Here is a 25,755-nt window from a genome sequence, read left to right on the forward strand (position 1 = left end):
ATTTTCGGGGCCTTTTGTTTGAGGGCGACGCGATCAGGACGCGTTTTTCAGGGTTTGCAGGATATGCAGCGCATCGTCGTATTGCATGTACTTCGGTACAGCGTAGGTGCCGTGCACTTCGGTGAAGGCGGCGGCGATCATGTCCGGGAAGTCGGCGGCATTCATGTTGGGGACGCGGGTGTCGATGTTCAGGTCGGTCAGCAGGCTGCGGACATGGCTGATGAAGGTGTCGGCGGCCTGGGCGTCGCTCTGGCTGGTGCTGATGCCGCTCAGCCGCGCCAGCTTCGCCAGACGCGCGGCGGAGACATCGCGGTTGAAGTCGAGCACATGCGGCAGCACGATGGAATTGGCGCGACCGTGCGGAATGCCGTAATGCGCGCCCAGCTGGTGGGCGATACCGTGCACGTAACCCAGCCCGGCCTTGTTCATCGCCAGTCCGGCGTAGTGCGAGGCCAGCGCCATCGCCTCGCGCGCTTCCAGGTTGTTGCCGTCGGCGTAGGCCACCGGCAGGTGGTTGAAGATCATGCGTACCGCGGCTCCGGCGAAGAAATCGGTGTCTTCGTTGGCGAACTCCGCCACCCAGGCTTCGACGGCGTGGGTAAGGGCGTCAATGCCGGTGTCGGCGGTAATCGAGCGCGGCATACCTTTCATGATCACCGGATCGAGCGCGGTGGCTACCGGCACCACGCGCGGATCGATAACGATGCCTTTCTGGTGGGTCTGGTCGTCGGAAATGACCGCGCCGATCGACACTTCCGAGCCGGTGCCGGTGGTGGAGGGAATGACGAACAGCGGCAGCGACGGCTTGCGCGCCTTGAGGATGCCGATCAGGTCGCGCGGCTGCTTGCTGTTGCCGGCGGCCAGCGCCATCACCTTGGCGGCGTCGATGGACGAGCCGCCGCCCAGCGCCAGCACGGCGTCACAACGCTCATTGCGCAGCATGCTCAGGCCTTTTTCCACCACGCTCACGGTCGGATCGGGGGTAACGCCGGTGAAGATGGCGGTCTCGACACCGTATTCCTTCAGCCGGGCGGTAACCGGATCAATCACGCCCAGCTTGTGCAGCACGGCGTCGGTGACGATCAACACCTTCCTGACGCCCATGTGCGAGACGGTGCCGCACAATTGCAGCGCCGAATCCGGGCCCATCAGCACGATCGGGCGCGGCGCGGGCAGCACGGTGACGGCCAGCTTGAGGGCGGCGAGCTTGGCTTTGGATTTGAGGACGGTGGTGAGATGGGACATGCCGGTTTGACCTTGTATTATGTTTAAAAATAGCAGGATAGGAAGAGTTGTTAATGTACATTGTCAGCACATTAACGGTTTCCCGACGCCGCGTTTATCACGATGATTGTCGACGCTATCAAATGGCGGACGCGGTAACAAGCACGATCGTACAAGTTGGCCGTGAAACACAATTGAGGGATCAGGGTGACATAAACGGCGGGCATAAAAAAAGCAGGCCAAAGCCTGCTTTTTCAGAACACCCGGGAAGCGGGATCAGCTCAGCTTCCAGTCAAACGGCACGCCTTCGCGGCCGCGCAGGGCCAGCATCAGCGTTTCCCGCATGAAGTTGAGGTTTTCGGCGGTGTAGGGCATGGACGGGTGCTTGCCCCAGACCGGACCCGGCCAGGCGGCGTCGTTGCTGTAGCGCACCACATGATGCACGTGCAGCTGCGGCACTTGGTTGCCCAAGGCGGCGATGTTGATCTTCTCGGCACGGAAATATTTCGACAGTTGCTCGCTGATCCACGACGATTCACGCAGCAACTGCTGCTGGTCGCGGACGGACAATTCGAAGATTTCGCGGACGCCGGGCACGCGCGGCACCAGCACCAGCCAGGGGTAGTGCATGTCGTTCATCAGCCGACAGGTGCACAACGGGAAGTCGCCCAAGGGGAGAGTATCTTCTGCCAAACGTGGATGCAGCGTAAACATGGTATGGAAATAGCCCCAAAAAATGCAGCGCAAATATACCACCGCCAATCGCGTCTGCCTATTGCGGCCGCCACACGCCGATTGAAAGCTTTCCTGTCCCCCAGACGACAAAAAACCCGCTGTAATGCGGGTTCTTGATCTGGCGTCCCCACGGGGATTCGAACCCCGGTTACCGCCGTGAAAGGGCGATGTCCTAGGCCTCTAGACGATGGGGACGTATTTGGTGGAGCTAAGCGGGATCGAACCGCTGACCTCTACAATGCCATTGTAGCGCTCTCCCAGCTGAGCTATAGCCCCAAACACTGTACGTCGTGGGCGCGGATTCTAGGCACCTAAACCGCGCCTGTCAAATCAATCCGCCATGTCCATGCTATGATTGTCCGCTATTTATTCATGTCCGGTTATTTGTCCGCCGATGTCACGTCCTTCCCCCCTGGTTCTGGCGTTGATCCTGTCGCTGGCCGCGCATTCCCTGTTGTTATTGGGATTCCCTTCCCCGGGGACGGACGGGCGCAAGGTACCCGCCTGGCATCTGGATGTCCGGCAGGCGGGCAGCGCGGCGCTGCTGTCGTCGCCTGCTGTTTCCGCGCGCGCACCGGGGAGCAGTCGCCGACCGCCGTTTGAAAGCAGGCTACAGCCTGTGCCGGCGCGCACAAGCGGTCCGTCGCCGCTGGATCAACACACGTCGCCGTTGCCGGAAACGCCAGCTTCCCCGGAACCGGTTGCGCCCGCCAGCCGCGATATGCCGTCGGCTGCCGCTACTGGCGAGTCGGCTCCGGCAGGGTCCGGTGCCCCTGCCGGAACAGTGTCCGGCGGTAGTGAAGCACTCGTATTACCGTATTTCCAGCCCGGAACGGCCGATAACCCGCTGCCCGAGTATCCCGGCTTGTCGCGGATGCGCGGGGAAAGCGGCGTGGTGGTGTTGCGGGTTCTGGTCACGGCGGAAGGCCGTCCGGGCGAGGTCCGTCTGGCGCAATCGTCGGGTTTCACCCGGCTGGACCGGGCGGCGGTGCAGGTGGTCTCGGCGCAATGGCGCTTCCGGCCTGCCCGGCGCGGCGAGGCCCCGGTGGCGGAGTGGGTGCAGGTGCCGCTGGAGTTCCGCCTGACCGCCGTGCGCTGATCTTCACAGGGCGATCTGCGCTCCCACTTCCACCACCCGGTTGGGCGGCAGGTGGAAGTGGGCGGCGGCATTCCCTGCATTGCGGAACATCGCCGCAAACAGCAACTCCCGCCAGTAAGCCATGGCTGATCCCCGTTGCGGCAATAGCGTTTCCCGCCCCAGAAAGAAGGTGCAGTCCATCAGGTCCAGTTCCAGTCCCTGACGGGAGCACAGCGGCAGGATCGCGGGCAGGTCCGTTTCCTCCATGAAGCCATGACGGATGACGACGCGGTAAAAGCGATCGTTAAGACGTTCTACCGTCAACGGCTGCTGTGGCGCGGCATAGGGAATGTCCAGCGTTGCCACGGTCAGGATGATGATGCGTTCATGCAGACTTTTGTAATGCTTCAGGCTGTGCAACAGGGCGTGCGGTGCGGCGGCCGGTTGCGGGGTCAAAAAGATGGCGGTCCCCGGCACGGTGGTCGGCACGTGATCCGCCACCTGGTCGATAAAGTCGGCCAGCGGCAGCGCCTCGGTATCCAGTCGCGCCCGCAACAAGGCCTGCCCCCGCTTCCAGCTGGTCATCAGCACAAACAGTCCTCCTCCCAGCACCAGCGGCAGCCAGCCGCCGTCGGCGATCTTGGTGATATTGGCCGCCAGGAACGCCAGGTCAACCGTCATGAACAGTCCGGATACGAGCAGGGATGCCGCCAGGCCCCAGCCCCAGATGTGGCGCATCACCACAAAGGTCAGCAGGGTTGTGATGATCATGGTGCCGCAGACGGCGATCCCGTAGGCGGCGGCCAGCCGGGTGGAAGATTCAAAGCCCAGCACCAGCGCAACCACCGCCAGGAACAACAGCCAATTGATGCCGGGCAGATAAATCTGCCCGGCTTCGCGATCCGAGGTGTGTTGCACCGCAACGCGGGGAACATAACCCAGCTGCATGGCCTGATGCGTAATGGAGTACACGCCCGAGATGACGGCCTGCGAGGCGATTACCGTGGCGAGGGTGGCCAGGCCGACCAGCGGATAAATGGCCCATTCGGGTGCCAGGCGATAGAAAGGATTGTCGATGGCCGCCGGATTGGCCAGCAGCAGCGCCCCCTGGCCGAAATAGTTCAGCGTCAGCGAGGGTAATACCAGCCCGAACCAGGCCAGTTGCACGGGCTTGCGCCCGAAATGGCCCATGTCGGCGTACAACGCTTCCGCGCCGGTCAGCGTCAGGAACACCGCGCCCAGCGACAGGAAGGCGATGGTCGGTTCGGCCTGGAAAAAGCCCAGGGCATGACGGGGGTTCAGCGCCTGCAGGACTTCCGGGTTGGCGGCGATTCCGTTGACGCCCAGCGCGCCCAGCGTGGCGAACCAGACCACTACGACAGGGCCGAACAGACTGCCGACCCGCGCAGTGCCATGCTTCTGGAAGGCGAACAGGAGGGCGAGCACGGCAATCGTCAGCGGCACGATATAAGGTTTGAACGCCGGGGTGCCGATCTCCAGGCCTTCCATCGCGGACAGCACCGAAATGGCGGGCGTGATCGCACCATCCCCGTAAAAGAGGGCGGCGCCGAACAGGCCGGCCAGCATCAGCACGGGCGCATAAGGCTTGTCGCGGGCGCCGCGCAGCACCAGGGCCATCAGCGCCATGATGCCGCCTTCGCCGCGGTTGTCGGCGCGCATGACGAAACTGACGTATTTGAGGGATACCACGCCGATCAGCGACCAGAAAATCACGGACAGCACGCCGAGGATATGGGCATGGGTGATCGGAACCGCGTGTTGCGCGCCGGCGAAGACTTCCTTCAGTGCGTAAAGCGGGCTGGTGCCGATGTCGCCGTATACGACGCCGAGGGCGGTCAGGGCCAGCAAGGGCAGCCGGTGGCGGCTGGTGGATGCAGTCATGATGTCTCCGGAAGGGTGGGGATGTCAGGTTTCAGGGCTGGAAGCGGTAGCCGATACCGGTTTCCGTCAGGAAGTGCCGTGGCCGGGCGGGGTCGGGTTCCAGTTTCTGGCGCAGGTGACCCATGTAAATGCGCAGGTAATGGTTGCTTTCGACATAGGCCGATCCCCAGACCTCGCGCAAAAGATGGCGGTGGGTCAGGACCTTGCCATCACTGGCGAGCAGGGTGGTCAGCAGGCGGTATTCGATGGGCGTCAGATGCACTTCGGCGTTGGCGCGACTGACCTGCCGCCGCGCCAGATCCACCGTGACCTCGCCAAACTGCATGATCGGGCTGTTGTGGGCGGCGTTGCGACGGCGCAGCAGCGCCCGCACCCGGGCCAGCAGTTCGCCGACGCCAAAGGGCTTGGTCAGGTAATCATCCGCACCGGCATCCAGCGCCAGAATTTTTTCCCGTTCATCGCTGCGCGCCGACACGACAATCACCGGCGCGGAACTCCAGGAGCGCAAGTCGCGGATGAACTCGACGCCGTCGATATCCGGCAGGCCCAGATCCAGCAGCACCAGATCGGGTTTGACGGCAACCGCGTCCAGCAGGCCCGGGCGGCCGCGATCATTTTCCCGCACCGCGCAGCCCTCGGATTCCAGCGCGGAACGGATGAAACGCCGGATTTGCCGCTCGTCTTCGACAATCAGGATCAGCGGGGCGTGGTCGGTCATGATGCCTCCCTCCGGGCCAGCACAATCGCTTCGTCATCCAGTTCGGGTGCGGCACCCAGCGGCAGGCTGAAGCGGAAGCAGGCGCCGCCGCCGCTCGGGTTGCAGGCCTGGATCGCGCCGCCGTGGGCCTCGATGATGGTCTTGCAGATGGCCAGGCCCAAGCCTGCTCCCGGGATGGCCGATTCCTCCTCGCCGCGGACGAAGAGACGGAACAGGTCCTCGGACTTCAGCCCCGCCGGCAATCCGGGGCCGGTATCGCAGACGGATACCTCCAGCGCCCCGGCGGTTGTGCTGACTTCAAGGGTGATGCGACTGCCCGGCGGCGAATACTTGGCGGCGTTTTCCAGCAGATTGCCCAGAACGCGCTCAATCAGCACGGCGTCGAACTCGACCAGCGGCAGCGTGGCGGGCAGTTCGATCCGGATGTCGTAAGGTTCCAAGGTGTGATGCAGCAATTTCAGGCTGGAACCGATCACATCCTCGATCAGGCACCATTCCTTGCGCAGCCGCAGATCACCGGCGTTGAGCCGGGCCATGTCCAGCAGGTTCTCCACGAGACGATGCAACTGGCCCGCCTGCTCGGCAATCGCGGCCGCGGTCTCATGAGCGGACGCCGGCAACGGCGGCGCGGTCAGCGTCAGGGAGTCGGCAAGCCCCACCAGCGCGGTCAGCGGCGTGCGGATATCGTGCGAGAGGGCGGAGAGTATCGAGCTGCGCAGCCGTTCGGACTGGATCTCGAGCTGGGTGCTCTGGGCGACATCCACGTAATGCAGGCGCTCCAGCGCAATGGCGGTCAGCGAGGCCGCCGTCATCAGTAATGTCCGGTGTTCCGGCAAGCCGCTCAGGCTGTCGGTCGTGGCATGGACGGCCAGCACTCCCCGGACCCGCATCGGTGCTTTCAGCGGGAAATAGGCGGAGGCCTCGCCAAAGACCTCCAGGCGGTCCAGCGTCACCTGTTCGTTCTGGCGATAGGCGGTTCCGGCCAGATTCATGTCCACGTGTACCATCGCACCCTCCGATAGCGGCAGGACATGGAGGACATCGTTGTCATCGGGCAGCATCAGCGCCGCCTCCAGTCCCAGATCCCTGAGGAAGCGCTGCACGGCATCGGCCGCCTGAGCGATGGTCAGCGCCCCGGCCAGTTCACGAGCCAGTTCATAGAGCAGGCGGGTCTGCCGTTCCTTCCGGGCCGACGTCCGGGCTTGCTGGCGCAGGTTCGCGGCCAGATGCGCCGTGGTCAGGGCGACCGCCAGCATCACGGCAAAGGTGATCAGGTACTGGGCGTCAGAAACGGCAAAGGACAAGTGCGGCGGCACCAGGAAGAAATCGAACAGGGCGACACCCAGCAGGGCGGCCAGTACGGCCGGACCGCGCCCGTAGCGCGTGGCGGCGATCAGCACCACCAGCAGGAACAGCATGACGATGTTGACCAGATCCAGATACGGTTGCAGGAAGACGCCGCCCGCCGCTGTCAGCGCACAGGCGCCGGTTGTCACGCCATAACCGCCGTTTTGCCGGATATCCGTGGAAGAATCCATGATCATTTGCCCTCCGCGATGCGGGAAACGCACGTGGGCGTCATCGCTTCAGGCTAAAGATAAAGTCCGGCAGGTAAAAAAGGTGTAAAAGTTGGCCGCGATCAAGTTTCAGGGCTCCAGCGTCATCAACTGCGGATTCAGCCCGGTCGCGGTCAGGTTTTCGGTGACGGTGCGCTCCACGCAGAAACGCATCAGGTAGTGCGGGCCGCCCGCCTTGAAGCCGGTGCCGGACAGGCCTTCGCCGCCGAACGGCTGGCTTTCCACCACCGCGCCGATCTGGTTGCGGTTGATATACAGGTTGCCGACCCTGGCTTGTTCCTGCACCTGCCGGATATGCGCCGGTATCCGCGAATGCATTCCCAGCGTCAGCCCGTAGCCGGAGGCATTGATGCGGCCGATCACCTTGTCCAGTTCTCCTGCTTTCCAGGTGGCGATATGCAGCACCGGCCCGAACACTTCCTGATCGGGTAAATCCATCGGGTGCAGCAGGAAGGCGTGCGGCGGGAAATAATGGCCCTCCGCCGCATCGGTCAGCGTTCCGGCGGCTTTCCACAGCGCCTTGTGGCCGGTGACCGTGCAGTGATGCTGCAGTTGCGCCAGTGCCGCCGTGTCGATCAGCGGCCCCATGTCGCTGGCCAGCAGTGTCGGTGCGCCGGTCCGCCAGCTTTTCAGCGCGCCTTCCAGCCGGTCGAGCAGCGGATTTTTCAGGTCTTCCTGCAACCACAGGATACGCAGCGCCGAACAGCGTTGCCCGGCGCTGTTGAAGGCGGATTGCAGGATGTCGATGGTCAGTTGCTCGGGCAGGGCGCTGCTGTCAGCGATCATGGCGTTGAGGCCGCCGGTTTCGGCGATCAAGGGGACCAGCGGTCCGGGCCGCCGCGCCAATTGCAGGTTCAGGTGCCGCGCGGTGGCGGTCGAACCGGTGAAGACAATCCCCGCCAGAGCGGGATGGTCGGTCAGGGCATTACCCAAATCCCGGCCCGCCCCGTAGATGGCGTGCAACGCCTCGTGCGGAATTCCGGCGTCGTGCAGCAGCGCCACGACCCGCGCCGCGATCAGGCTGGTCTGGCTGGCGGGCTTGCAGAGCACCGTGTTACCGGTCACCAGCGCCGCCGCAACCTGACCCAGAAAGATGGCCAGCGGGAAGTTCCAGGGACTGATGCACAGGAAAACCCCGCGTCCGGCCCAGTTCAGGGTGTTGACCTCACCGGCGATGCCGGGCAACGGTCTGGGAGCCATCAGGGTTTCGGCGCAATCGGCATAATAACGGCACAGATCCACGGCTTCGCGCCATTCGCTCCAGGCATCGGCCAGCACCTTGCCGCCTTCCATCATCAACAGGTACAGCAATTCGGTGCGATGCTCCTCCAGCTTGACCGCCAGGGTGCGCAAACAGTCAGCACGACGGCTGACCGGGGTGCGTGTCCAGTCGGGAAATGCCTGTCGCACCTGACGGTAGGCCTGATCGACATCGCCTTCGTTCATGCCGTGGACAGCGCCCAGCAAGCGATGACGGTCGGCGGGGCTGTGACGCGGCGTCGCCAGTATGCCGTCAGCGGCTGCGTCCGGCGGCAAGCCGGCTTGCCAGGAGCTGAAACGGAAGTCCGCCAGTCCGGCTTTCAGCCGGTGCAGGCTTTCAACGTCGGCCGGACTCAGGCCGGCGCTGTTCAGGCGCGGCAGGAACAAGTCGGCGGGAAGCGGGATTTTCGGATGCGGGCGGATCCGGTCGGCGGCCACGGTTTCCACCGGATCCTTGCATAATATTTCACTTTCAATATGTGCGTTAGCCAACTGATTTACAAAGGATTGTGAGCTTCCATTCTCAAGCAGGCGGCGCACCAGATAGGGTAACAGCGTATTGAAATCGCCGATCGGGGCATAAATGCGCAGCGGCCGGTCCGTGATCTGCCGGAAAGCCTCGTGCAGGGTGTCGGCCATGCCGCACAGACGCTGCACCTCAAATATCTGCCCGTGTTGCCGGGCCACGGTGTCCAGCCAGGCGAGGGTATGGGCATTATGTGTGGCGAATTGGGGCCAGAACTTGTCCGGCGATTTCAGCAGGCGGCGCGCGCAGGCCAGGTAACAGACATCGGTATGGATCTTCCGGGTAAAGACCGGATAGTCTTCCAACCCTTGCTGCTGGGCGCGGCGGATCTCGGTATCCCAGTAAGCGCCTTTCACCAGCCGCACCGGGATGCGTTTCCCCGTACGTCCGGCCAGCTCCCCCAGCCAGTCGATCACCGCCGGCGCGCGCTTCTGATAGGCCTGCACCGCCAGGCCCAGCCCTTCGTAGTCGCCCAGGGCCGTATCGGTACGCAGGGCGGCAAACAGGCACAGCACCAGTTCCAGCCGTTCGCATTCCTCGGCGTCAATCGTCACCGGAATCCCGGCTTCGGCGGCAAACAGCACCAGCCGGGTCAGTTCCGGCAGCAGTTCGCGCTCCAGATCGGCCCAGCGCGCCAGTTCCAGCCGGGGATGCAGCGCCGACAGCTTGATTGATATACCGTCCCGCTCCAGCACCGGCAGGTGGTGCGGCTGATGATTGGCCAGATGTTCCAGCGCCTGCTGGTAGGATTGCAGGTAGAAACGGGCTTCCTCCGGGGTCTGCGCCGCTTCGCCCAGGCAGTCAAAGGAATAGCGGTAACCCGGGCGCCGGGCCGCGATCGCTTCCGGCAGCGTTTCCGCCATGACAAATTGCCGCGCCATCAACGCGATCCCGTTCCCCAGCGCTGTCCGCATCACGCTGTTGCCCAGCCGGAGCAGCATCCGGCTCCAGCGGTCGGGAAAGCTTTCATCCTCGACAAAGCGCCGGGCGCGCGCCAGCCATTTTCCCGCCAGACCCACCAGCTTGCCGTGTTCCCCGCCCTCGCCATGATCCCAGTCGGCCTCAGGCAGCAGGCTGTTGATCAGTTCGTTGCGGGAAGCGGCATCCGGAATGCGCAGCAACGATTCCGCCAGGGTCAGCAGCGTGCGGCCTTCGTGGCTGTCTATGCGGTAGGCCTGGATGAAGTCCTGAAAGGCCGGATACTCTGCACCGCGCGCCTGCCTGACCAGCCTTTCCGCCAGCGCCGCCACCTCGGCCTTGCGCTCGGCATCCAGTCCGCAATCATTCATCAGCGCGGTCAGCACCAGGGCCTCGTCCGCCAGCCAGCTGTCGCGCAGGGCGCGGAAATCACAGGGGAATTCGGGCAGGTCGCGCAGTGGGATCATGGCAGGCATCCTTCAGGCCGGGGTTTGTACTAAGTAAAGGTTGCTATGTCGGCCCTGTAAACGCCCGCGCCGGGAAATAATCGCGTTCGGGGCCGTGAACAGGGTAAAATCGCCCCTCCGCGTTTCCGAGCATGCGTTACCGCCATGAACAACCTGATTGACAATGCCGCCAAGGCGCTGGTGAAGGACTACCTCGATCATCTGCATACCCCGCACGAGCCGGTCATTTCGCCGGAGCGCAAGGAGGAGCTGCGCACGCGCATCAAGCAGTTGCTGAAAGAGCGCGACGCCGTGCTGGTGGCGCATTACTACACCTCGCATGACTTGCAGGCGCTGGCCGAGGAAACCGGCGGCTGTGTCTCCGACTCGCTGGAAATGGCCCGTTTCGGCACCAGGCATCCGGCCTCGACGCTGCTGGTGGCCGGGGTCAAGTTCATGGGTGAGACCGCGAAAATCCTCAACCCGGAAAAGCGCGTGCTGATGCCGACGTTGGAAGCGACCTGCTCGCTGGACCTGGGTTGCCCGGTAGACGAATTCACCGCCTTCTGCGACGCCCATCCGGATTACACGGTCGTGGTTTACGCCAATACGTCCGCCGCCGTCAAAGCGCGCGCGGACTGGGTGGTGACCTCCAGCATCGCGGTGGATGTGATCGATTATCTGGCGGGCAAGGGCGAGAAGATTATCTGGGCGCCGGACAAGCATCTGGGCAGTTATGTGCAGAAGGTCACCGGGGCCGACATGTTGCTGTGGGACGGCGCCTGCATCGTCCACGAGGAGTTCAAGGCGCGCGGCGTGCTTGACCTGAAGCAGGTCTATCCCGATGCGGCGGTGCTGGTGCATCCCGAATCGCCGGAAGCGGTGGTGGATATCGCCGACGCCGTCGGTTCCACCTCGCAGCTGATCAAGGCCTCGCAAACGCTGCCCAACCAGCGTTTCATTGTCGCCACTGATCGCGGCATCTTCTACAAGATGCAGCAGCTCAGCCCGGAGAAGGAGTTCATTGAAGCCCCGACCGCCGGTAGCGGCGCCACCTGCCGTTCCTGCGCACATTGCCCGTGGATGGCGATGAACGAACTCGAAAACCTGCTGGCGGTGCTGGAGAACGGCGGCCAGGAAGTGCATGTCGATCCGGCAATCATCCCGCAAGCCGTGGTGCCGTTGCAGCGCATGCTGGACTTCGCCGCTGGAAAGCGTTGAAAAAACAGGCGTCTAGTAAAAAGGGGATTGACTCCCCGGGACCCGCTGCGTATCATGCGCCCTCGCATTTGGCAACAAGTGCAGCTTTGATAGTCGGGGCGTAGCGCAGTCTGGTAGCGCATCTGGTTTGGGACCAGAGGGTCGTGAGTTCGAATCCCACCGCCCCGACCAACTTAGTGAAAGATCCTTGCGCTCGTAGCTCAGCTGGATAGAGCATCGGCCTTCTAAGCCGAGGGTCGCAGGTTCGAGCCCTGCCGGGCGCGCCAGTTGCCAGTTGCCAGTTGCCAGTTGCCAGTTCGTGTTGTTGCTGTACCTTTGTGGTGGACGTAGCTCAGTTGGTAGAGTCCAGGATTGTGATTCCTGTCGTCGTGGGTTCGAGTCCCATCGTCCACCCCATTCCCCTCCGGTTGTTCCCGTTGATATTCCTCGTTTAATTCCATGCATGCACCGGTTGACCCGGATATTTGCCATTTTTGTATCATCAATCCGTCCGAAACGGTCATTTCGTCGAATGTGTGACGTATCCCCTTTACAATCGGCTATTATTCATGTAAATAGCGCAACCTTGCGTAAGTTGAGGTGGCTATGTCAAACGGTAAATCCGAAGATTTCGAACTGGACGATGCCTTCATTGATGATGAGGGCGGCGATTTTGAGGGCGACGATGTCGCCAAGGCTGCCAGCGTCAAGAATTCCCTGCTGAAGCGGCGGGTGATCGACGACATTCTTGAGGAGCGTCGTCTGGAGCGCAAGCTGAAGGACTACGACTACGACCTTGAAGACGAGGACGAATAGTCGCGTCCTGAGTGGCGGGCTGGTGGGTGTTACGCGCCCACCGGCCAGCGATTGACGATCCTGCAGAACAGGTCCGCCGTCTTTTCCGCATCATACAGCGCCGAGTGCGCGTCCTCGTTGCTGAAGTCAATTTCAGCGCTTTCGCACGCTTTTGCCAGCACCGTCTGGCCATAAGCCATTCCCGCCAGCGTCACCGTATCAAACACCGAAAACGGGTGGAACGGGCTGCTGTTCTTCAGGTTCTGGCGATCTACCGCCGCCTGCAAAAATCCCAGATCGAAATGGGCGTTATGCCCCACCAGAATGCAGCGTTTGCAGTGATGGTTGCGTTGCAGTTTTTTCAATTCCGCAAAGATGCGCTTCAGTGCTTCACCTTCCGGTTCGGCCCCGCGTAACGGGTTGAACGGGTCGATGCCGGTGAAAGCCAGCGCCGCCGGGTTCAGCACCGCGCCTGCAAAGGGTTCGATATGGGCGTGCAGCGACGGTAACGCGTGCAGCTGCCCGTTCTTGTCCAGGGTCAGGGGGACAAAGGCGATTTCCAGCAGGGCGTCGGTGGCGGCATGAAAGCCGCCGGTTTCGACATCCACCACCACCGGCATGAAACCTCGAAAACGCTGGCTAAGCGGGTGAATGTCGCTCATGCCCGTACTTTCCAGCTGATTGTCGCACCGGCGCGGATCGGCACCACCGAGGTCGGGCCGAAGGGCAGGGCTTCCGGCACTTCCCAGCTTTCCTTCAACAACGTCACGGTATCGCGGTTGCGCGGCAGGCGGTAGAAATCCGGGCCGTGGAAACTGGCGAAGCCTTCCAGCTTGTCCAGCGCCCCCAGTTGCTCAAATACCTCGGCGTAAAGTTCCAGGGCGGCATGCGCGGTGTATGACCCGGCGCAGCCGCAGGCGGCCTCCTTGGCGCTGATGGCGTGCGGGGCGCTGTCGGTGCCGAGGAAGAAGCGCGGGTTGCCGGAAACGGCGGCGCGCTGCAGGGCTTCCTGGTGCACGTTGCGCTTCAGGATCGGCAGGCAGAACAGGTGCGGACGGATGCCGCCAACCAGCATGTGGTTGCGGTTGAACATCAGGTGGTGAGCGGTGATGGTCGCCGCCACGTTCGGACCGGCCGATTCCACAAACGCCACCGCATCGGCGGTGGTGATGTGTTCCAGCACCACGCGCAGGGCGGGGAAGCGCTGTACCAGCGGCGACAGGATGGTGTCGATGAACACCTTTTCGCGATCGAAGATATCGATGCTGTCATGGGTGACTTCGCCATGCACCAGCAACGGCATGCCGTGCGCCGCCATTTGCTCGATCACCGGATAAATCTTCTCGATGGCGGTGACACCGGCATGGGAGTTGGTGGTGGCTCCCGCCGGGTAAAGCTTTGCCGCCACCACCTTGCCCGAGGCCTTCGCCGCGGCGATTTCCGCCGGATCGGTCTGGTCGGTCAGGTACAACACCATCAGCGGTTCGAAGGACGATCCGGCGGGACGAACGGCCCGGATGCGTTCGTAATAGCCCAGCGCCTCGGCAGTGGTCTTTACCGGGGGCACCAGATTCGGCATGCAGATGGCGCGGCCGAAGTAACGGGCCACGTCGCGCACCGTATCGGCCAGCTTGTCGCCATCCCGCAGGTGGATGTGCCAGTCGTCGGGGCGGGTGAGGGTAAGGGTCTGGATGGCGGTCATGGGGGCGCTCCCGAAAAGGATGCGGAATGGTACTGGAAGCGGGGGGCGAATTGAAGGACGGGCTTTGGCGGTCGGGGAAAAAAAGCGGTTAACCGACCGTCAGGGCTTGCCCGCACCGGTGGGGAATGGCAGCATCGCAGCATGCAAACCCCCTTGGGAAAAACAATAATGCCTATCCCCGGCGAGCCGCTTCCCGGCGACGCCCCGTCCGCTGATCCGCTGGGTGAAGCCCGCAGCGCCCTGGCCGAATTACTGACCGATGCCGGCCGCCGTCGCAAGCGTTTTTCGCCGATGATGGAGCGCGCCTACCGCGAGCACATGCTGGCCCGCGCCCGCAATGTCATGCGCGCCAATACCCTGCGCGTGGCTGTTTTTTACCTGTTCATCGGCATCCTGACCTTTGAATACGTCAAGATGATGTCGTCGACCGTTACCGGCAACTTCGATCTGATCCTGTGGACGGGCATCTATCTGGGCGGGGCGTTGGTGATGTCGGCCGTCACCCTGTCCGCCCGCAAGCCGGCGCTGCATCGTTGGTACGGCTATACGGTCGGCCTGAGCTGCTATCTGGGCCTGGTAGGCCTCACGGTTACCGGTGCAGCCTTCCTCAGTCCTTACCTCAACCAGCAATCCACGTACATCGTCATTTACCTGTACATGATTGTATATATCCTGAGCACGCTGCCGCTGCTGACCAATATCGCCATCGGCGTCGGGGCCAGCCTGACCTCGTTGCTGCTGATCCATTTTGGCGGCCTCAGCCTGGATATCGTGATGTTTGCCCAGTACGCCGGGCTGTCCAATGTCATGGGCGTGGCGATTGCCTGGATGCTGGATCACCGCGACCGCCAGGCCTTCCTGCAGGAGCGTCTGCTGGATATCGAAAAGCAGCAGTTGAACCTGCTCAGTCAGGAAATGGCCCGCCTGTCGCGCGAGGACGGCCTGACAACGCTGGCCAACCGCCGCTATTTCAATGAAACCCTGGCGCGGGAATGGGCGGTGGCCGAGCGCGAGCAGCAACCGGTTTCGCTGGTGTTTGTCGATGTTGACCATTTCAAGCCCTATAACGACACCTATGGCCATCTGGAAGGCGATAACGCCCTGCGCGCGGTCGGCAAGACCCTGAAGTCGCTGGTGCGCCGCCCGTCGGACATGGCGGCCCGCTATGGCGGCGAAGAGTTTGTGTTATTGCTGCCGAACACCGATCAAGAGGGCGCCATGGCGGTGGCGCAGGAAGTGCGGGACGCCATTGACGCCCTGCAGATTCCCCATCGCGGTTCAAAGGTGGCCAAGTTTCTTTCGGTCAGTATCGGCCTGTCGACGCTGGTGCCGGGCAGTGATAACAGCATTTCGACCCTGATCGATCAGGCTGATGAAGGGGTGTATGCCGCCAAGCGTGCCGGTCGTCACCGCATTCGTGCTTTCCATTTGCTGAAGTCCCGTTCTTCCGCGCATCCGGAGTGAAATCGGCATGGGACAAGACGGCGCGTCTGACGTAGAATACCCGCCGTTTTCCCGTCTCCTCACAGGATGCTGATTCCATGTCCCAGATCAAGAAGGTTGTGCTGGCCTACTCGGGCGGCCTTGATACCTCCATCATTCTCCGCTGGCTCCAGGAAACCTACGGCTGCGAAGTCGTGACCTTCACCGCCGATATCGGTCAGGGCGAGGAATTGGAACCGGCGCGCGCCAAGGCGCTGGCCATGGGCGTCAAGGAAATCTACATTGACGACCTGCGCGAAGAGTTCGTGCGTGATTTCGTCTATCCGATGTTCCGCGCCAACGCCGTCTATGAAGGCGAATACCTGCTGGGCACTTCCATCGCCCGTCCGCTGATCGCCAAGCGTCTGGTGGAAATCGCCAAGGAAGTGGGCGGCGACGCCATTTCCCACGGCGCGACCGGCAAGGGCAATGATCAGGTCCGTTTCGAGCTGGGCGCCTATGCGCTGACCCCGGGCATCAAGGTGATTGCGCCGTGGCGCGAGTGGGACCTGAATTCCCGCGAATCGCTGATGAACTATGCCGCCCAGCATAATATTCCGATCGACTTCAACAAGGCAGGCAAGAAGTCGCCGTACTCGATGGACGCCAACCTGCTGCATATCTCCTACGAGGGCGGCGGCCTGGAAGATCCGTACTGGGAGCCGGAAGAAGACATGTGGCGCTGGACCGTCAGCCCCGAAAAAGCGCCGGATGCACCCCAGTACATTGAGCTGACCTACCGCAAGGGCGACATCGTCGCCATCGACGGCGTGGAAATGAGCCCGGCCACGGTGCTGGCGACGCTGAACCAGTTGGGCGGCAAGCATGGCATCGGTCGTCTTGACCTGGTGGAAAACCGCTATGTCGGCATGAAGAGCCGCGGCGCGTACGAAACCCCGGGCGGCACCATCATGCTGAAGGCCCACCGCGCCATCGAATCCATCACGCTGGACCGCGAAGTGGCCCATCTGAAGGACGAACTGATGCCGCGTTACGCCAGCCTGATCTACAACGGTTACTGGTGGAGCCCGGAACGCCTGATGCTGCAGACCATGATCGACGAGTCGCAGCAGTACGTGAACGGCGTCGTACGCGCCAAGCTGTATAAGGGCAATGTCTACATCGCCGGCCGCAAGTCCGACGATTCCATCTTCGATGCCAATATCGCTACCTTTGAAGATGATCGCGGCGCGTATAACCAGAAGGATGCCGAGGGCTTTATCCGCCTGAACGGCCTGCGCCTGCGCATTGCCGCCGGCAAGGGCCGCAAGCTGATCTGATCCAGCGGTCGTCGTCAATAAAAAAGCCTTCCCCGGTCACGGGGAAGGCTTTTTTATGGCTGCAAGACGGGCTTAGGGCTTGGGTGCGCCGGCTTCGTAGTTGAGTTCGACGCGGCGATTTTCCGCCCAGGCGGCTTCGTCATGACCATCGTTCAGCGGCTTTTCCTTGCCGAAGCTGACCGAATCCAGCTGGTTGCTGCGCGCGCCATTGACGCCCAGGAAAGCCTCGACGGCCTTGGCGCGGCGCTCACCCAGCGCCATGTTGTATTCCCGCGTGCCGCGCTCGTCGGCATGGCCTTCCAGCGTCACCTTGGCTTGCGGGTTTTGTTGCAGGTAGCGGGCGTGAGCCAGCAGGGTGGGGTAGTCTTCCTGACGGATGTCCGAGCTGTCAAAGTCAAAATTGACCAGACGGTCGGACAGCGACGCGGCGGCGGTGTTGCCGTTGTCCGCGCCGGAGCCTGTCGTATCGCCCGATCCCGCCGTAGCGCTGCCGGTGGAGCCGCCGGCGGGGCCGCTACCGGACGTGGAGGCAGAGCCACCGCTGGCGGTGTTGTCACCGGCCATGCCCTGGCTGTTCAATCCGCCGCCGTTATTCAGCGCGCCGGTTTGCGCGCCTTCGGTGGCGGGCTTGGGCTGATTGTCGGCGGGCTGGGTAGCGGTTGCCGCCGGTTCGGTCACGGCCACGGGTTTCTTGGCGGTGCTGGCGCAACCGGTAGCCAGGGCAGCAGCCATGCACACGGCCAGCAGGGAAATCTTGGAAGGGGGCAATTGCATGTTCATCGTCCTCGGGTTTGCCGTCACTCAGGGTGACCAGGCGGGTTCACGGACTTGCCCGTCGGAAGCGGGCAAGGTCATTTTGAATTGGCCGTCCAGCGACATGATGCCCAGGACACCCTTATTGCCGCTGCGGCTGGCATAGACCAGCATCTGGCTGTTCGGGGCGAAGCTGGGCGATTCATCCAGCGGCGTGCTGGTCAGCGTACTGACCGCGCCGCTTTCCAGATCCTGGATAGCGATCTGGAAGGTCTGGCCGCGCTCGCGATGCACCATCGCCAGATACCGGCCGTCGGGGCTGATGGCGCCCCGGGCGTTGAAGTTGCCGTCAAAGGTCAGCCGCTTCACTTCGCGTGAGGCGATATCCAGGCGATAGATCTGCGGACTGCCGCCGCGATCTGACGTAAAGATTAGCGATTGTCCGTCCGGCGCCCAGCGGGCTTCGGTATCAATGGCGTTATCCTGCGTAAGTCGTGTCAGTTTTCTGTCAACCAGACTCATCAGGTAGATTTCCGGATTGCCGTCCTGTGACAGGGTCAGCGCCATCCGTGAGCCGTCCGGGGACCAGGCGGGCGCGCCGTTCAGCCCCTTGAAACGCGCCAGCACCAGCCGCTCCTGCGTCAGCAGGTTCTGCACGATGATGGCGGGCTTGCGGCTTTCAAAAGAGACATAAGCCAGCTTCTTGCCATCCGGGGACCAGGCGGGCGACAGCAGCGGCTCCGGCGAATCAAGTACGGTTTGCGGCCGGTGGCCGTCGGCATCGGCGATTTCCAGCCGGTAGCGGGTCTGGCCGTCGCGCTTGTATTGCAGCACATAGGCAATGCGTGTACTGAAGGCGCCGGGGCGACCGGTCAGTTGCTGGAAGATGCGGTCGCTGATGAAATGCGCGGCCTCGCGCCAGCGTGAGGCCGGGATGTTGTTCAGGGTTTCACCCAGCACACGTTTTTGCTGGTCGCTGCTGAGCAGTTCGAACTGGATGGTGTAGTTGTCCGGTGCGACCGGGATAATCTTGCCGACGACGATATGGTTCAAGTGCGCCGCCTGCCAGACCGGATAACTGACTTCACTGGCGGTGGTCGGCTCGGCGGGCAGGGTGGCGGCCGGACGGAACAGGCCCGTCTGCGCCAGATCGCTGCGAATGATGGCGGCCAGATTGTCGGGGCGGTTGTCCTGCCCGAACGGAACCACGGCAATAGGTTGGCTGTTATTGCTGGACTTGCTGATTTCCAGCATCAGCTCGGCGCGGGCGAGGCCGGTCAGGCTGAGCAATAACAGGAGCAGGCCGGTGCGTTTCATCGGTTCAATCCTTATTGCGGATACGCATGGAAAATGTACGGAAGTTTTCATTGAAAACCTGGGCGTCGGCGGGCACCGGCAAGGGACTGGCCTTGCGGATGGCGGCCATGACGCTGTCATCAAAAGCCTCGTTGCCGCTGCCCTTCAGTTTCAGGATGTTGATGACCTCGCCACCGGGAATGACGATGATCCGCACTTCCGTGAACTGTCCGGGCGTCGACTGCGGCGGTAGATTCAAGCGCGCATAGATGCGGTCTTCAATCTGCTTTTTGTATTTCTCGACCAGGGCGGCCAGTTCGCGGGCGCGCTTCTGGTCCGCCAGTCGTTGTTCCTCGGCGGCGCGTTCGGCGGCCAGACGGTCGGCTTCCGCCTTGGCGTTTGCTTCGGCGGCCTTTTTCAGGCGGTCGCGTTCCTGGGATTTCAATTGGCCCTGGACGGACTGCATTTCCTTGTCGAATTCGCTGGTGTCAAAAACCGGTTGCAGCTTTTTCGGCTCGAGGGCTTTCTTCTCGGGTTTGGTCTTGTCCTTTTCAGGGACCTTTTCCGGAGCCTTGCCCGGTTCCGGCTTTTTCTCCGGAGTCTTTTCGGGCTTTTTGGTCGGTTCCGGCGGCTTTGGTTTCTCCGGCTCCTTGGCCTTTTCGGTCTTTTTCGGGACGGCCTTGTCTTTGGCGGGCTTATCTTCCGGCTTCGGCTTTTCTACGGCTTTTGGATGTTCCTTCACAGGCGCGGGCTTCGGGTCCGGTCTGGTTTCCGGATGCTTTTTCTCCGGCTTGGGCGGCTCTGGCTTTTCGCCTTTGCCTTTGGGCAATACCGGTTCCTTGACCGGCTTTTCCGTCTTCGGCCTTTCCTTGTGAACCGGCTCCGCCGGTTTCGGCGGTTCTTTTTTGACCGGAACGGATGGCTTCGGTTTTTCTTCCGCTTTCGGCTTTTGGGGCGGCTCCACCGGCTTGACCGGTTCCGGCTGCGCCGGTTCGGGAAGAGGCGCGGCCGAGGCAGGCTGGGGAGCGGCTTGCGGTGCGACCGCCGCACGGCTGACCAACGTGGTTTTCAGGACAGAGGGTGCGGGTGGCAGTTCCGGCACCAGATGACGGGCAAAAACCAGCAGCGATAACGCCAGGCCGCCGTGCAGCAGCAGCGACAGCGTCAGGGGTTGCCGGATCAGCGTGCGCCAGTCCCTGTTCATGGTTCCGGGGAGTCGGTCAGCAGGCCGACCCGGGTCAGCCCGGCCTGTTGCAGCGCCGCCATCAGTTTCACCACCTTGCCGTAATCGACGCGGGTGTCGGCATTCAAGAGGATCTGTACCTTCGGCTGGGCCTGTTCAACGGCGTGCAGGGCCTGGATCATGTCCTGCAACGAAAGGCGCTTGTCCGCCTTGCTGCCCTGTTTCAGCCAGTAGCCGCCGTCTGCCTTGACGGTAATCACCACCGGCTCTTCGCTGTCGATATTGATGGTGTCGGCGGCCGCTTCGGGCAGTTCGACCTTCAGCCCCTGCGTCAGCATCGGCGCGGTCACCATGAAGATCACCACCAGCACCAGCATGACGTCGATATACGGCACGACGTTCATGTCGGACATCAGGCGTCGGCGCGGACGCTCGAAAGGGCTCGGTTCCATCAGGTATGGCTTTCCCGGTGCAGGATGCCGGAGAACTCGTCGGCAAAGATGGTGTAGAGGTTGTTGATGTCGTCGCTGCTGGAAATGAAGTGGTTGAAGGCCAGCACGGCGGGAATGGCGGCGAACAGGCCGATGGCGGTGGCGATCAGCGCTTCGGCGATGCCGGGAGCCACCACCGACAAGGTGGCGTGCTCGACGCTGGCCAGACCGATAAAGGAAGTCATGATGCCCCAGACGGTGCCGAACAGACCGACATACGGGGCGCTGGAGCCGATGCTGGCCAGCACCGACAGGTCGCCTTCCAGCCGCTTCTGTTCCTGCATCAGGGTCACGCGCATGGCGCGGGTGACGCCCTGCATTTGCGCATCGGCGGACAGGCCTTTCTGACGCAGACGGATGAATTCCTTGAATCCGGCGTGGAACACGGCTTCGGAGCCTTGACGCTCGGCATTTTGCTGGCTTTTCTGGTAAAGCGCGCCCAAGTCATTGCCGGACCAGAAGGCCTCTTCAAAACGGGCGTGCTCCTGCCGGGCCAGCTTGTGCACGCGGCGGTAGCGGATGATCAGCGCCCACGAGTATACCGAGGCGGCCGCCAGCGCCAGCATCACCAGTTGCACGGGAATGCTGGCATGGGCGACCAGTCCGAGGATCGAGAGGGATTCTTTGACAGCCATGAAGTTCAGTCCGGTAACAGGTCGGTCAGGCGCGCCGGCAGGGCGCGGGGTTTCAGGTGGATGGCGTCGACACAGGCAATCATAAGTTCACCTTCACACAGAAGCTCGCCGTTTCGTTCGACAGTCTGGTGGAATTCCATTGAGGCGCGGCCGCGACGGAGAATGGCGGCGGTGACTTCCAGCGTGTCATCCATCCTGGCCGGGCGGCGGTAGCGGATGTTAGCCGAGCGCACCACGAACAGGTAGTCAGTATGATGTAAATAATGCCCGAAACCGATGTGGCGCAGGAGCTCGGTGCGCGCCCGCTCCATGAACTTCAGGTAGTTGACGTAATAGACGATACCGGCGGCGTCGGTATCCTCGATATAGACGCGGACCGGCAGGCGGAACGGAGTCATGCCGCGCCGCCCAGGGCTTGTTTCAGGGATTCGGGCATGGTCAGGCCGAATTGCAGCCAGGCCTGCGGCGTGGCGATGCGGCCGCGCGCGGTGCGCATGACAAAACCCTGCTGGATCAGGTACGGCTCGACAACATCTTCCAGCGTGCCGCCGTCCTCGGCCAGCGCGGCGGCCAGCGACTCCACCCCGGCGGGGCCGCCGCCGAACTTCTCCATCAGTGTCAGCAGGTAACGGCGGTCGAGGCCGTCGAGGCCGATACGGTCGACATCGAGCATGTCCAGCGCGGCGGCGGCCACCGGGCCGGTGATGACGCCGTCCGCCTTCACTTCCGCATAATCGCGCACGCGGCGCAGCAGGCGGTTGGCGATACGCGGCGTGCCGCGGCTGCGGCGGGCGATTTCTTCCGCGCCCTGCGGCTCCATCGGCACGTTCAGCAGGCTGGAGGAGCGGGTGACGATGCGGGTGAGGTCGGCGACGCTGTAGAACTCCAGCCGTTGCACAATGCCGAAGCGGTCGCGCAGCGGCGAGGTCAGCAAACCGGCGCGGGTGGTGGCGGCAACCAGCGTGAACGGCGGCAAGTCGAGTTTGATCGAACGGGCGGCGGGGCCTTCGCCGATCATGATGTCGAGCTGGTAATCTTCCATGGCCGGATAGAGGATTTCCTCGATGACCGGTGACAGGCGGTGGATTTCGTCAATGAACAGCACATCGCCGGCTTCAAGGTTGGTCAGCAGCGCCGCGAGGTCGCCGGCCTTTTCCAGCACCGGGCCGCTGGTGGACTTGAGCTCGCCTTCCATTTCGCGGGCGATGATATTGGCGAGCGTGGTCTTGCCGAGGCCGGGCGGGCCGAAGATCAGGGTGTGGTCGAGGGCTTCGCCGCGTGAGCGCGCGGCGTGGATGAAAATCTCCATCTGCTCGCGCACCTTGGGTTGGCCGATGTAGTCCGCCAGGCTGGTCGGGCGGATGGCGCGGTCAAATACTTCTTCCTGGCGTTGGGCCTGCGGCGCGATCAGACGTTCCATAATGCGGGGCTAGAATCCGGATTTGCAAAGGCGTTACTTTACCATTGCTTTCAGCGCGGCGCGTATCAGGTCGGCGGTGTTTTCGTGCAGGTTTTTGACATTGGCGACGGCTTTCTGCGCCTCGGCGGGCTTGTAGCCCAAGGAGATCAGCGCCTGTTCCGCTTCGGCCACCGGCGTCAGCTCGGTGCTGAGCGTCAGGCGGCTTTGCGGGACGGCATGGGCGGCGGGCGTCAGTTCCTTGATGCGGTCGCGCAACTCGATCAGCAGGCGCTCGGCGGTCTTCTTGCCGACGCCGGGAATGCGGGTGAGGGTGGCGATATCTTCCCGCTCGATACAGAGCAGGAACATCGCCGGCTCCATGCCCGACAGCAGGCTGAGCGCCAGTTTCGGGCCGATGCCGCTGACTTTCAGCAACAGGCGGAACAGCAGCCGTTCTTCCTTGCCCGAGAAACCGAACAGCAGATGGGCGTCCTCGCGCACCACCAGATGGGTCCAGACGGTGGCCGGCTTGCCGACCTGCAGCTGGCAGTAGGCGGGCAGCGGCATTTCCACTTCATAGCCGACGCCGTGACAGTCGATCAGGGCATGCGGCGCGCTCAGGTCAATGACGGTACCCTGCAGCCGTCCGATCACAGGGCGCCCTCCAGCACCTTGCGGCTGATGTCCAGCGTCACATCGCGTTTCTCGCCCAGCGCCGTCATGTTGTGCGCTTCCAGTTGTTTCAGCACGGCTTCCACCGCATCCTGCCCCAGGTTGTAGGCGGACAGCTTGGTGGGCAGGCCCATCGATTCGAAGAACTTGCTGGTGCGGGCCAGCGCATAGCGGATGCGCTGGTCTTCCTCGCCTTCGGTCAGGCCCCAGACGCGCTCGGCATATTGCACCAGCTTGGCGTGCTTGGCTTCCTTGCGCACCTTCAGCATGGACGGCAGGACGATGGCCAGCGTGCGGGCATGGTCAATATTGTAGAGCGCGGTCAGCTCGTGACCGATCATGTGCGTGGCCCAGTCATGCGGCACCCCGGCGCCGATCAGGCCGTTCAGGGCCAGCGACGCGGTCCACATCAGGTTGGCGCGCACGTCGTAGTCGCGGCCGGAGGCCAGCGCCATCGGGCCCTGTTCAATCAGGGTCAGCAGCAGGCCTTCGGCGATGCGGTCCTGCACCGGTGAGTTCACCGGATAAGTCAGGTACTGTTCGGTAATGTGCACGAAGGCGTCGACGACGCCGTTGCCGATCTGGCGGGCGTCGAGGGTAAAGGTCTTGGTGGGGTCGAGGATGGCGAACACCGGATAGAGGCGTTCGCTCATCAAGGTATGCTTGGTGTGTGTGGCCAGGTGGGTGATGACCGCACCGTTGTTCGATTCGGAGCCGGTCGCCGCCAGGGTCAGCACCACGCCCAGCGGCAGGGCGTTGAGGATACGCGCGCGCCGGGTCAGCAGGTCGAGCGGATCGCCGCTTTCATAACAGGCAGCCGCCGCCACGAACTTCGCGCCGTCGATGACCGAGCCGCCGCCAACCGCCAGCAGGAAATCGATCTTCTCGGCCTTGACCACTTCCACAGCCTTGATCAGCATTTCGTAAGAAGGATTGGGCTCGATACCGCCGAATTCAAAAACTTCATGTCCCACCAGCGAGTCCAGCACTTCATCCAGAGTCCCGGTGTTGCGGGCGCTGTTGCCGTAAAGAATCAGTATCCGCGCCTCATGCGGAATGCGCTTGGGCAACTCGGCAATGCGGTCATCGCCGAAAATGACGCGGGTCGGATTGTAGAAGTCAAAGTTAAGCATGACGGCCTTCATTAAAATGGGTATAGGTTGAAGGAGCAAGGTATGGCAATGATATTGCTATACTACATATTTGGATACATTTCAATTCAGGTAATGCTTTAAGTGCATTTTCTAACGTCGTGATCGGCCGCTGCGGATGGCCGTGGCGCCGATGCGCAGCAGCACCTGATTGGTATAGGCGTGGCAGAGGGCGGCAGCCAGGGCGTCGGCGGCGTCGGCCTGGGGAATGACCGGGATATTGAGCAGCCGCGTCACCATCGCCTGCACCTGTTCCTTTTCGGCCGAACCGACCCCGACCACGGCCTGCTTGATCTGTCGGGCGCTGTATTCCCAAACCGCGACCTCGTGCATCATTAGCGCGGTGACCGCCGCGCCGCGCGCCTGGCCGAGCTTCAGCGCCGAGTCGGGATTACGGGCGAGGAAGACCTGTTCGACCGAGGCCTCGGTCGGCTGGTAGAAGTCGATGACGCGTTTCAGGCCTTCATAAATGCGCTTCAGGCGCAGCGGCATTTCCTCGGTTTCGGTGCGGATGGTGCCCGCGTCGATGAACTCCAGCTTGCTGCCGGTCTTGCGGATGATGCCGTAGCCGGTCAGGCGCGAGCCGGGGTCAATCCCGATGATGACGGTCATTTATTGCGCCGGTTCCGCCGACTTGACGCGAATGGTGCTGCCCTTGACGCTGGTATTGTTCAACCGCTTGATCGCGGTCTTGGCGTCCATGTGCTTGGGCATTTCGATGAAGGCAAAGCCCTTGGATTTGCCGGTTTCCTTGTCCATGACCACGGTGCAGGCTTCCACCAGCCCGAAGGCTTCAAACATCGCGCGCAGTTCTGCTTCGGTGGTTTCGCGCGAGAGGTTGCGGGCGAGGATTTTCATGGGCGTTCCGGAAGGCAGGTTGCTGAAGCGCTATTGTACGGGCTGGCTGCAGCTTTAGACAGGCTTCCCCGCCGCTTGTTGGCGTTCCTGCTCCAATTGCAGCCAGTCTTCGTGACCGAAGCGGCGGTAAAGCGCTTCGACTTCGGCGCGCGCCCAAGGGGTGCGGCGCAGGAAGGTCAGGCTGGACTTGAGGCTGGGGTCGTGGCTGAAGCAACGGATATTGACGTAGCGGGCCATTTCCTCCCAGCCGTAGAGTTCGACCAGGCGGTTGAGCAGGGTTTCAAGGGTAAGGCCGTTGAGCGGATCCTGGGGCATGAAAGGCGTTTTCCGGGCAAGGTTGTCAGCAGGCAGCGTAACAAGAAGGAGGACGGGCGGCTACGGCGTCCGGCGATGTCGCCGGCATTTTGGCAGAACTTGCCCTGTGGGCCAACCTCCGCCAGAATCGCCGGGGCGTTTGGCGTCGTCAATCGCGCC

25 protein-coding genes and 5 tRNA genes are annotated in these 25,755 nt (G+C 62.6%); 8 read left to right on the forward strand and 22 right to left on the reverse strand.

Annotated elements, in window-relative coordinates:
- Positions 1-33: 33 nt before the first annotated feature.
- The 4 genes from EV700_RS09280 to EV700_RS09295 all read right to left on the reverse strand — a co-directional run bounded on the left by EV700_RS09280 (position 34) and on the right by EV700_RS09295 (position 2,235).
- Entirely contained in the window at positions 34-1,245 is a 1,212-nt protein-coding gene (locus EV700_RS09280; protein ID WP_130413038.1) for an iron-containing alcohol dehydrogenase, read from the reverse strand.
- 255 nt (positions 1,246-1,500) lie between these two features.
- Complete coding sequence (locus tag EV700_RS09285) at positions 1,501-1,938, reverse strand: HIT domain-containing protein (RefSeq protein WP_130413654.1); 438 nt, start codon at positions 1,936-1,938, stop codon at positions 1,501-1,503.
- Positions 1,939-2,078: 140 nt separating this feature from the next.
- Positions 2,079-2,154 (reverse strand) — tRNA-Glu (locus tag EV700_RS09290).
- Positions 2,155-2,159: 5 nt separating this feature from the next.
- Positions 2,160-2,235: transfer RNA gene (locus EV700_RS09295), tRNA-Ala, on the reverse strand.
- 118 nt (positions 2,236-2,353) lie between these two features.
- Here EV700_RS09295 and EV700_RS17210 point away from each other — a divergent pair.
- Positions 2,354-3,058: an energy transducer TonB gene (locus EV700_RS17210; protein ID WP_130413040.1), complete on the forward strand. Its 705-nt coding sequence runs from the start codon at positions 2,354-2,356 to the stop codon at positions 3,056-3,058.
- 3 nt (positions 3,059-3,061) lie between these two features.
- Here the strand turns inward: EV700_RS17210 and EV700_RS09305 are convergent, their stop codons facing one another.
- From EV700_RS09305 to putA, 4 genes are all read right to left on the reverse strand, one after another.
- On the reverse strand, positions 3,062-4,939 hold the full coding sequence (locus tag EV700_RS09305; RefSeq protein WP_130413042.1) for a potassium transporter Kup: 1,878 nt from the start codon (positions 4,937-4,939) through the stop codon (positions 3,062-3,064).
- Between the two features lie 31 nt (positions 4,940-4,970).
- The gene (gene kdpE, locus EV700_RS09310) at positions 4,971-5,657 is read right to left on the reverse strand and encodes a two-component system response regulator KdpE (protein WP_130413044.1); all 687 of its coding nucleotides are present in this window, start codon (positions 5,655-5,657) and stop codon (positions 4,971-4,973) included.
- Positions 5,654-7,195, reverse strand: coding sequence for a DUF4118 domain-containing protein (locus tag EV700_RS09315; protein WP_207224626.1), 1,542 nt, complete (start codon positions 7,193-7,195; stop codon positions 5,654-5,656). Before EV700_RS09315 ends, kdpE begins: the two co-directional genes overlap by 4 nt.
- 108 nt (positions 7,196-7,303) lie before the next feature.
- A complete protein-coding gene (gene putA, locus EV700_RS09320; protein WP_165391407.1) occupies positions 7,304-10,405 on the reverse strand; it encodes a bifunctional proline dehydrogenase/L-glutamate gamma-semialdehyde dehydrogenase PutA in 3,102 nt (1,033 codons plus the stop codon).
- A gap of 144 nt (positions 10,406-10,549) precedes the next feature.
- Between putA and nadA the strand changes: the two genes are divergently transcribed.
- From nadA to EV700_RS09345, 5 genes are all read left to right on the forward strand, one after another.
- Positions 10,550-11,605 carry a quinolinate synthase NadA gene (gene nadA / locus EV700_RS09325; RefSeq protein WP_130413051.1) on the forward strand — a complete coding sequence of 352 codons (1,056 nt, stop codon included), beginning with the start codon at positions 10,550-10,552 and terminating at the stop codon, positions 11,603-11,605.
- A 94-nt stretch (positions 11,606-11,699) separates the two neighbouring features.
- A tRNA-Pro gene (locus tag EV700_RS09330) sits at positions 11,700-11,776 on the forward strand.
- Between the two features lie 18 nt (positions 11,777-11,794).
- A tRNA-Arg gene (locus EV700_RS09335) sits at positions 11,795-11,871 on the forward strand.
- 54 nt (positions 11,872-11,925) lie between these two features.
- Positions 11,926-12,001: transfer RNA gene (locus tag EV700_RS09340), tRNA-His, on the forward strand.
- A gap of 189 nt (positions 12,002-12,190) precedes the next feature.
- On the forward strand, positions 12,191-12,400 hold the full coding sequence (locus EV700_RS09345) for a PA3496 family putative envelope integrity protein (RefSeq protein ID WP_130413053.1): 210 nt from the start codon (positions 12,191-12,193) through the stop codon (positions 12,398-12,400).
- A gap of 29 nt (positions 12,401-12,429) precedes the next feature.
- Here the strand turns inward: EV700_RS09345 and rnt are convergent, their stop codons facing one another.
- Together rnt and pyrC are read right to left on the reverse strand one after the other, a co-directional pair.
- Positions 12,430-13,041 (reverse strand): ribonuclease T, encoded by a 612-nt coding sequence (gene rnt / locus EV700_RS09350; RefSeq protein WP_130413055.1) that lies wholly within the window; start codon positions 13,039-13,041, stop codon positions 12,430-12,432.
- Positions 13,038-14,072, reverse strand: a complete 1,035-nt coding sequence (gene pyrC / locus EV700_RS09355; protein WP_130413656.1) for a dihydroorotase — start codon at positions 14,070-14,072, stop codon at positions 13,038-13,040. The genes rnt and pyrC overlap by 4 nt, the downstream gene beginning before the upstream one ends.
- A 177-nt stretch (positions 14,073-14,249) precedes the next feature.
- Here pyrC and EV700_RS09360 point away from each other — a divergent pair, with 177 nt between their 5' ends.
- The gene (locus tag EV700_RS09360) at positions 14,250-15,545 is read left to right on the forward strand and encodes a GGDEF domain-containing protein (RefSeq protein WP_165391408.1); all 1,296 of its coding nucleotides are present in this window, start codon (positions 14,250-14,252) and stop codon (positions 15,543-15,545) included.
- 77 nt (positions 15,546-15,622) lie between these two features.
- Entirely contained in the window at positions 15,623-16,843 is a 1,221-nt protein-coding gene (locus EV700_RS09365; protein WP_130413059.1) for an argininosuccinate synthase, read from the forward strand.
- A 72-nt stretch (positions 16,844-16,915) separates the two neighbouring features.
- On the opposite strand, the gene pal is transcribed toward EV700_RS09365, so the two are convergent.
- The 12 genes from pal to EV700_RS09425 all read right to left on the reverse strand — a co-directional run bounded on the left by pal (position 16,916) and on the right by EV700_RS09425 (position 25,596).
- Positions 16,916-17,611 carry a peptidoglycan-associated lipoprotein Pal gene (gene pal, locus EV700_RS09370; RefSeq protein WP_423201217.1) on the reverse strand — a complete coding sequence of 232 codons (696 nt, stop codon included), beginning with the start codon at positions 17,609-17,611 and terminating at the stop codon, positions 16,916-16,918.
- Positions 17,612-17,644: 33 nt separating this feature from the next.
- On the reverse strand, positions 17,645-18,913 hold the full coding sequence (tolB, locus tag EV700_RS09375; RefSeq protein ID WP_130413061.1) for a Tol-Pal system beta propeller repeat protein TolB: 1,269 nt from the start codon (positions 18,911-18,913) through the stop codon (positions 17,645-17,647).
- Between the two features lie 4 nt (positions 18,914-18,917).
- Positions 18,918-20,096 (reverse strand): cell envelope integrity protein TolA, encoded by a 1,179-nt coding sequence (gene tolA, locus EV700_RS17215; RefSeq protein ID WP_130413063.1) that lies wholly within the window; start codon positions 20,094-20,096, stop codon positions 18,918-18,920.
- Positions 20,093-20,527: a protein TolR gene (tolR, locus tag EV700_RS09385; RefSeq protein ID WP_130413065.1), complete on the reverse strand. Its 435-nt coding sequence runs from the start codon at positions 20,525-20,527 to the stop codon at positions 20,093-20,095. Before tolR ends, tolA begins: the two co-directional genes overlap by 4 nt.
- Positions 20,527-21,201, reverse strand: a complete 675-nt coding sequence (gene tolQ, locus EV700_RS09390) for a protein TolQ (RefSeq protein ID WP_130413067.1) — start codon at positions 21,199-21,201, stop codon at positions 20,527-20,529. Before tolQ ends, tolR begins: the two co-directional genes overlap by 1 nt.
- A 5-nt stretch (positions 21,202-21,206) precedes the next feature.
- Positions 21,207-21,599, reverse strand: coding sequence for a tol-pal system-associated acyl-CoA thioesterase (gene ybgC / locus EV700_RS09395; protein ID WP_130413069.1), 393 nt, complete (start codon positions 21,597-21,599; stop codon positions 21,207-21,209).
- A complete protein-coding gene (gene ruvB / locus EV700_RS09400; RefSeq protein WP_130413071.1) occupies positions 21,596-22,624 on the reverse strand; it encodes a Holliday junction branch migration DNA helicase RuvB in 1,029 nt (342 codons plus the stop codon). The genes ybgC and ruvB overlap by 4 nt, the downstream gene beginning before the upstream one ends.
- A gap of 30 nt (positions 22,625-22,654) precedes the next feature.
- Complete coding sequence (gene ruvA / locus EV700_RS09405) at positions 22,655-23,254, reverse strand: Holliday junction branch migration protein RuvA (protein ID WP_130413073.1); 600 nt, start codon at positions 23,252-23,254, stop codon at positions 22,655-22,657.
- Positions 23,251-24,405, reverse strand: a complete 1,155-nt coding sequence (locus EV700_RS09410; protein WP_130413075.1) for an iron-containing alcohol dehydrogenase — start codon at positions 24,403-24,405, stop codon at positions 23,251-23,253. The genes ruvA and EV700_RS09410 overlap by 4 nt, the downstream gene beginning before the upstream one ends.
- Before the next feature lie 111 nt (positions 24,406-24,516).
- Positions 24,517-25,035 carry a crossover junction endodeoxyribonuclease RuvC gene (ruvC, locus tag EV700_RS09415; protein WP_130413077.1) on the reverse strand — a complete coding sequence of 173 codons (519 nt, stop codon included), beginning with the start codon at positions 25,033-25,035 and terminating at the stop codon, positions 24,517-24,519.
- Entirely contained in the window at positions 25,036-25,281 is a 246-nt protein-coding gene (locus tag EV700_RS09420) for an RNA recognition motif domain-containing protein (protein WP_130413079.1), read from the reverse strand. It lies immediately after the preceding gene.
- A gap of 54 nt (positions 25,282-25,335) precedes the next feature.
- Positions 25,336-25,596, reverse strand: coding sequence for a VF530 family protein (locus EV700_RS09425; protein WP_130413081.1), 261 nt, complete (start codon positions 25,594-25,596; stop codon positions 25,336-25,338).
- Positions 25,597-25,755: the final 159 nt, after the last annotated feature.

It is taken from the genome of Fluviicoccus keumensis (genome assembly GCF_004217445.1).
GTDB lineage: Bacteria > Pseudomonadota > Gammaproteobacteria > Pseudomonadales > Moraxellaceae > Fluviicoccus > Fluviicoccus keumensis.

Bases quoted from the DNA above. Each gene is read 5' to 3' on its own strand.
- EV700_RS09280 (WP_130413038.1), bottom strand. From the start codon at position 1,245: ATGTCCCATCTCACCACCGTCCTCAAATCCAAAGCCAAGCTCGCCGCC.
- EV700_RS09285 (WP_130413654.1), bottom strand. From the start codon at position 1,938: ATGTTTACGCTGCATCCACGTTTGGCAGAAGATACTCTCCCCTTGGGC.
- EV700_RS17210 (WP_130413040.1), top strand. From the start codon at position 2,354: ATGTCACGTCCTTCCCCCCTGGTTCTGGCGTTGATCCTGTCGCTGGCC.
- EV700_RS09305 (WP_130413042.1), bottom strand. From the start codon at position 4,939: ATGACTGCATCCACCAGCCGCCACCGGCTGCCCTTGCTGGCCCTGACC.
- kdpE (WP_130413044.1), bottom strand. From the start codon at position 5,657: ATGACCGACCACGCCCCGCTGATCCTGATTGTCGAAGACGAGCGGCAA.
- EV700_RS09315 (WP_207224626.1), bottom strand. From the start codon at position 7,195: ATGGATTCTTCCACGGATATCCGGCAAAACGGCGGTTATGGCGTGACA.
- putA (WP_165391407.1), bottom strand. From the start codon at position 10,405: ATGATCCCACTGCGCGACCTGCCCGAATTCCCCTGTGATTTCCGCGCC.
- nadA (WP_130413051.1), top strand. From the start codon at position 10,550: ATGAACAACCTGATTGACAATGCCGCCAAGGCGCTGGTGAAGGACTAC.
- EV700_RS09345 (WP_130413053.1), top strand. From the start codon at position 12,191: ATGTCAAACGGTAAATCCGAAGATTTCGAACTGGACGATGCCTTCATT.
- rnt (WP_130413055.1), bottom strand. From the start codon at position 13,041: ATGAGCGACATTCACCCGCTTAGCCAGCGTTTTCGAGGTTTCATGCCG.
- EV700_RS09360 (WP_165391408.1), top strand. From the start codon at position 14,250: ATGCCTATCCCCGGCGAGCCGCTTCCCGGCGACGCCCCGTCCGCTGAT.
- EV700_RS09365 (WP_130413059.1), top strand. From the start codon at position 15,623: ATGTCCCAGATCAAGAAGGTTGTGCTGGCCTACTCGGGCGGCCTTGAT.
- tolB (WP_130413061.1), bottom strand. From the start codon at position 18,913: ATGAAACGCACCGGCCTGCTCCTGTTATTGCTCAGCCTGACCGGCCTC.
- tolA (WP_130413063.1), bottom strand. From the start codon at position 20,096: ATGAACAGGGACTGGCGCACGCTGATCCGGCAACCCCTGACGCTGTCG.
- tolR (WP_130413065.1), bottom strand. From the start codon at position 20,527: ATGGAACCGAGCCCTTTCGAGCGTCCGCGCCGACGCCTGATGTCCGAC.
- tolQ (WP_130413067.1), bottom strand. From the start codon at position 21,201: ATGGCTGTCAAAGAATCCCTCTCGATCCTCGGACTGGTCGCCCATGCC.
- ybgC (WP_130413069.1), bottom strand. From the start codon at position 21,599: ATGACTCCGTTCCGCCTGCCGGTCCGCGTCTATATCGAGGATACCGAC.
- EV700_RS09410 (WP_130413075.1), bottom strand. From the start codon at position 24,405: ATGCTTAACTTTGACTTCTACAATCCGACCCGCGTCATTTTCGGCGAT.
- ruvC (WP_130413077.1), bottom strand. From the start codon at position 25,035: ATGACCGTCATCATCGGGATTGACCCCGGCTCGCGCCTGACCGGCTAC.
- EV700_RS09420 (WP_130413079.1), bottom strand. From the start codon at position 25,281: ATGAAAATCCTCGCCCGCAACCTCTCGCGCGAAACCACCGAAGCAGAA.
- EV700_RS09425 (WP_130413081.1), bottom strand. From the start codon at position 25,596: ATGCCCCAGGATCCGCTCAACGGCCTTACCCTTGAAACCCTGCTCAAC.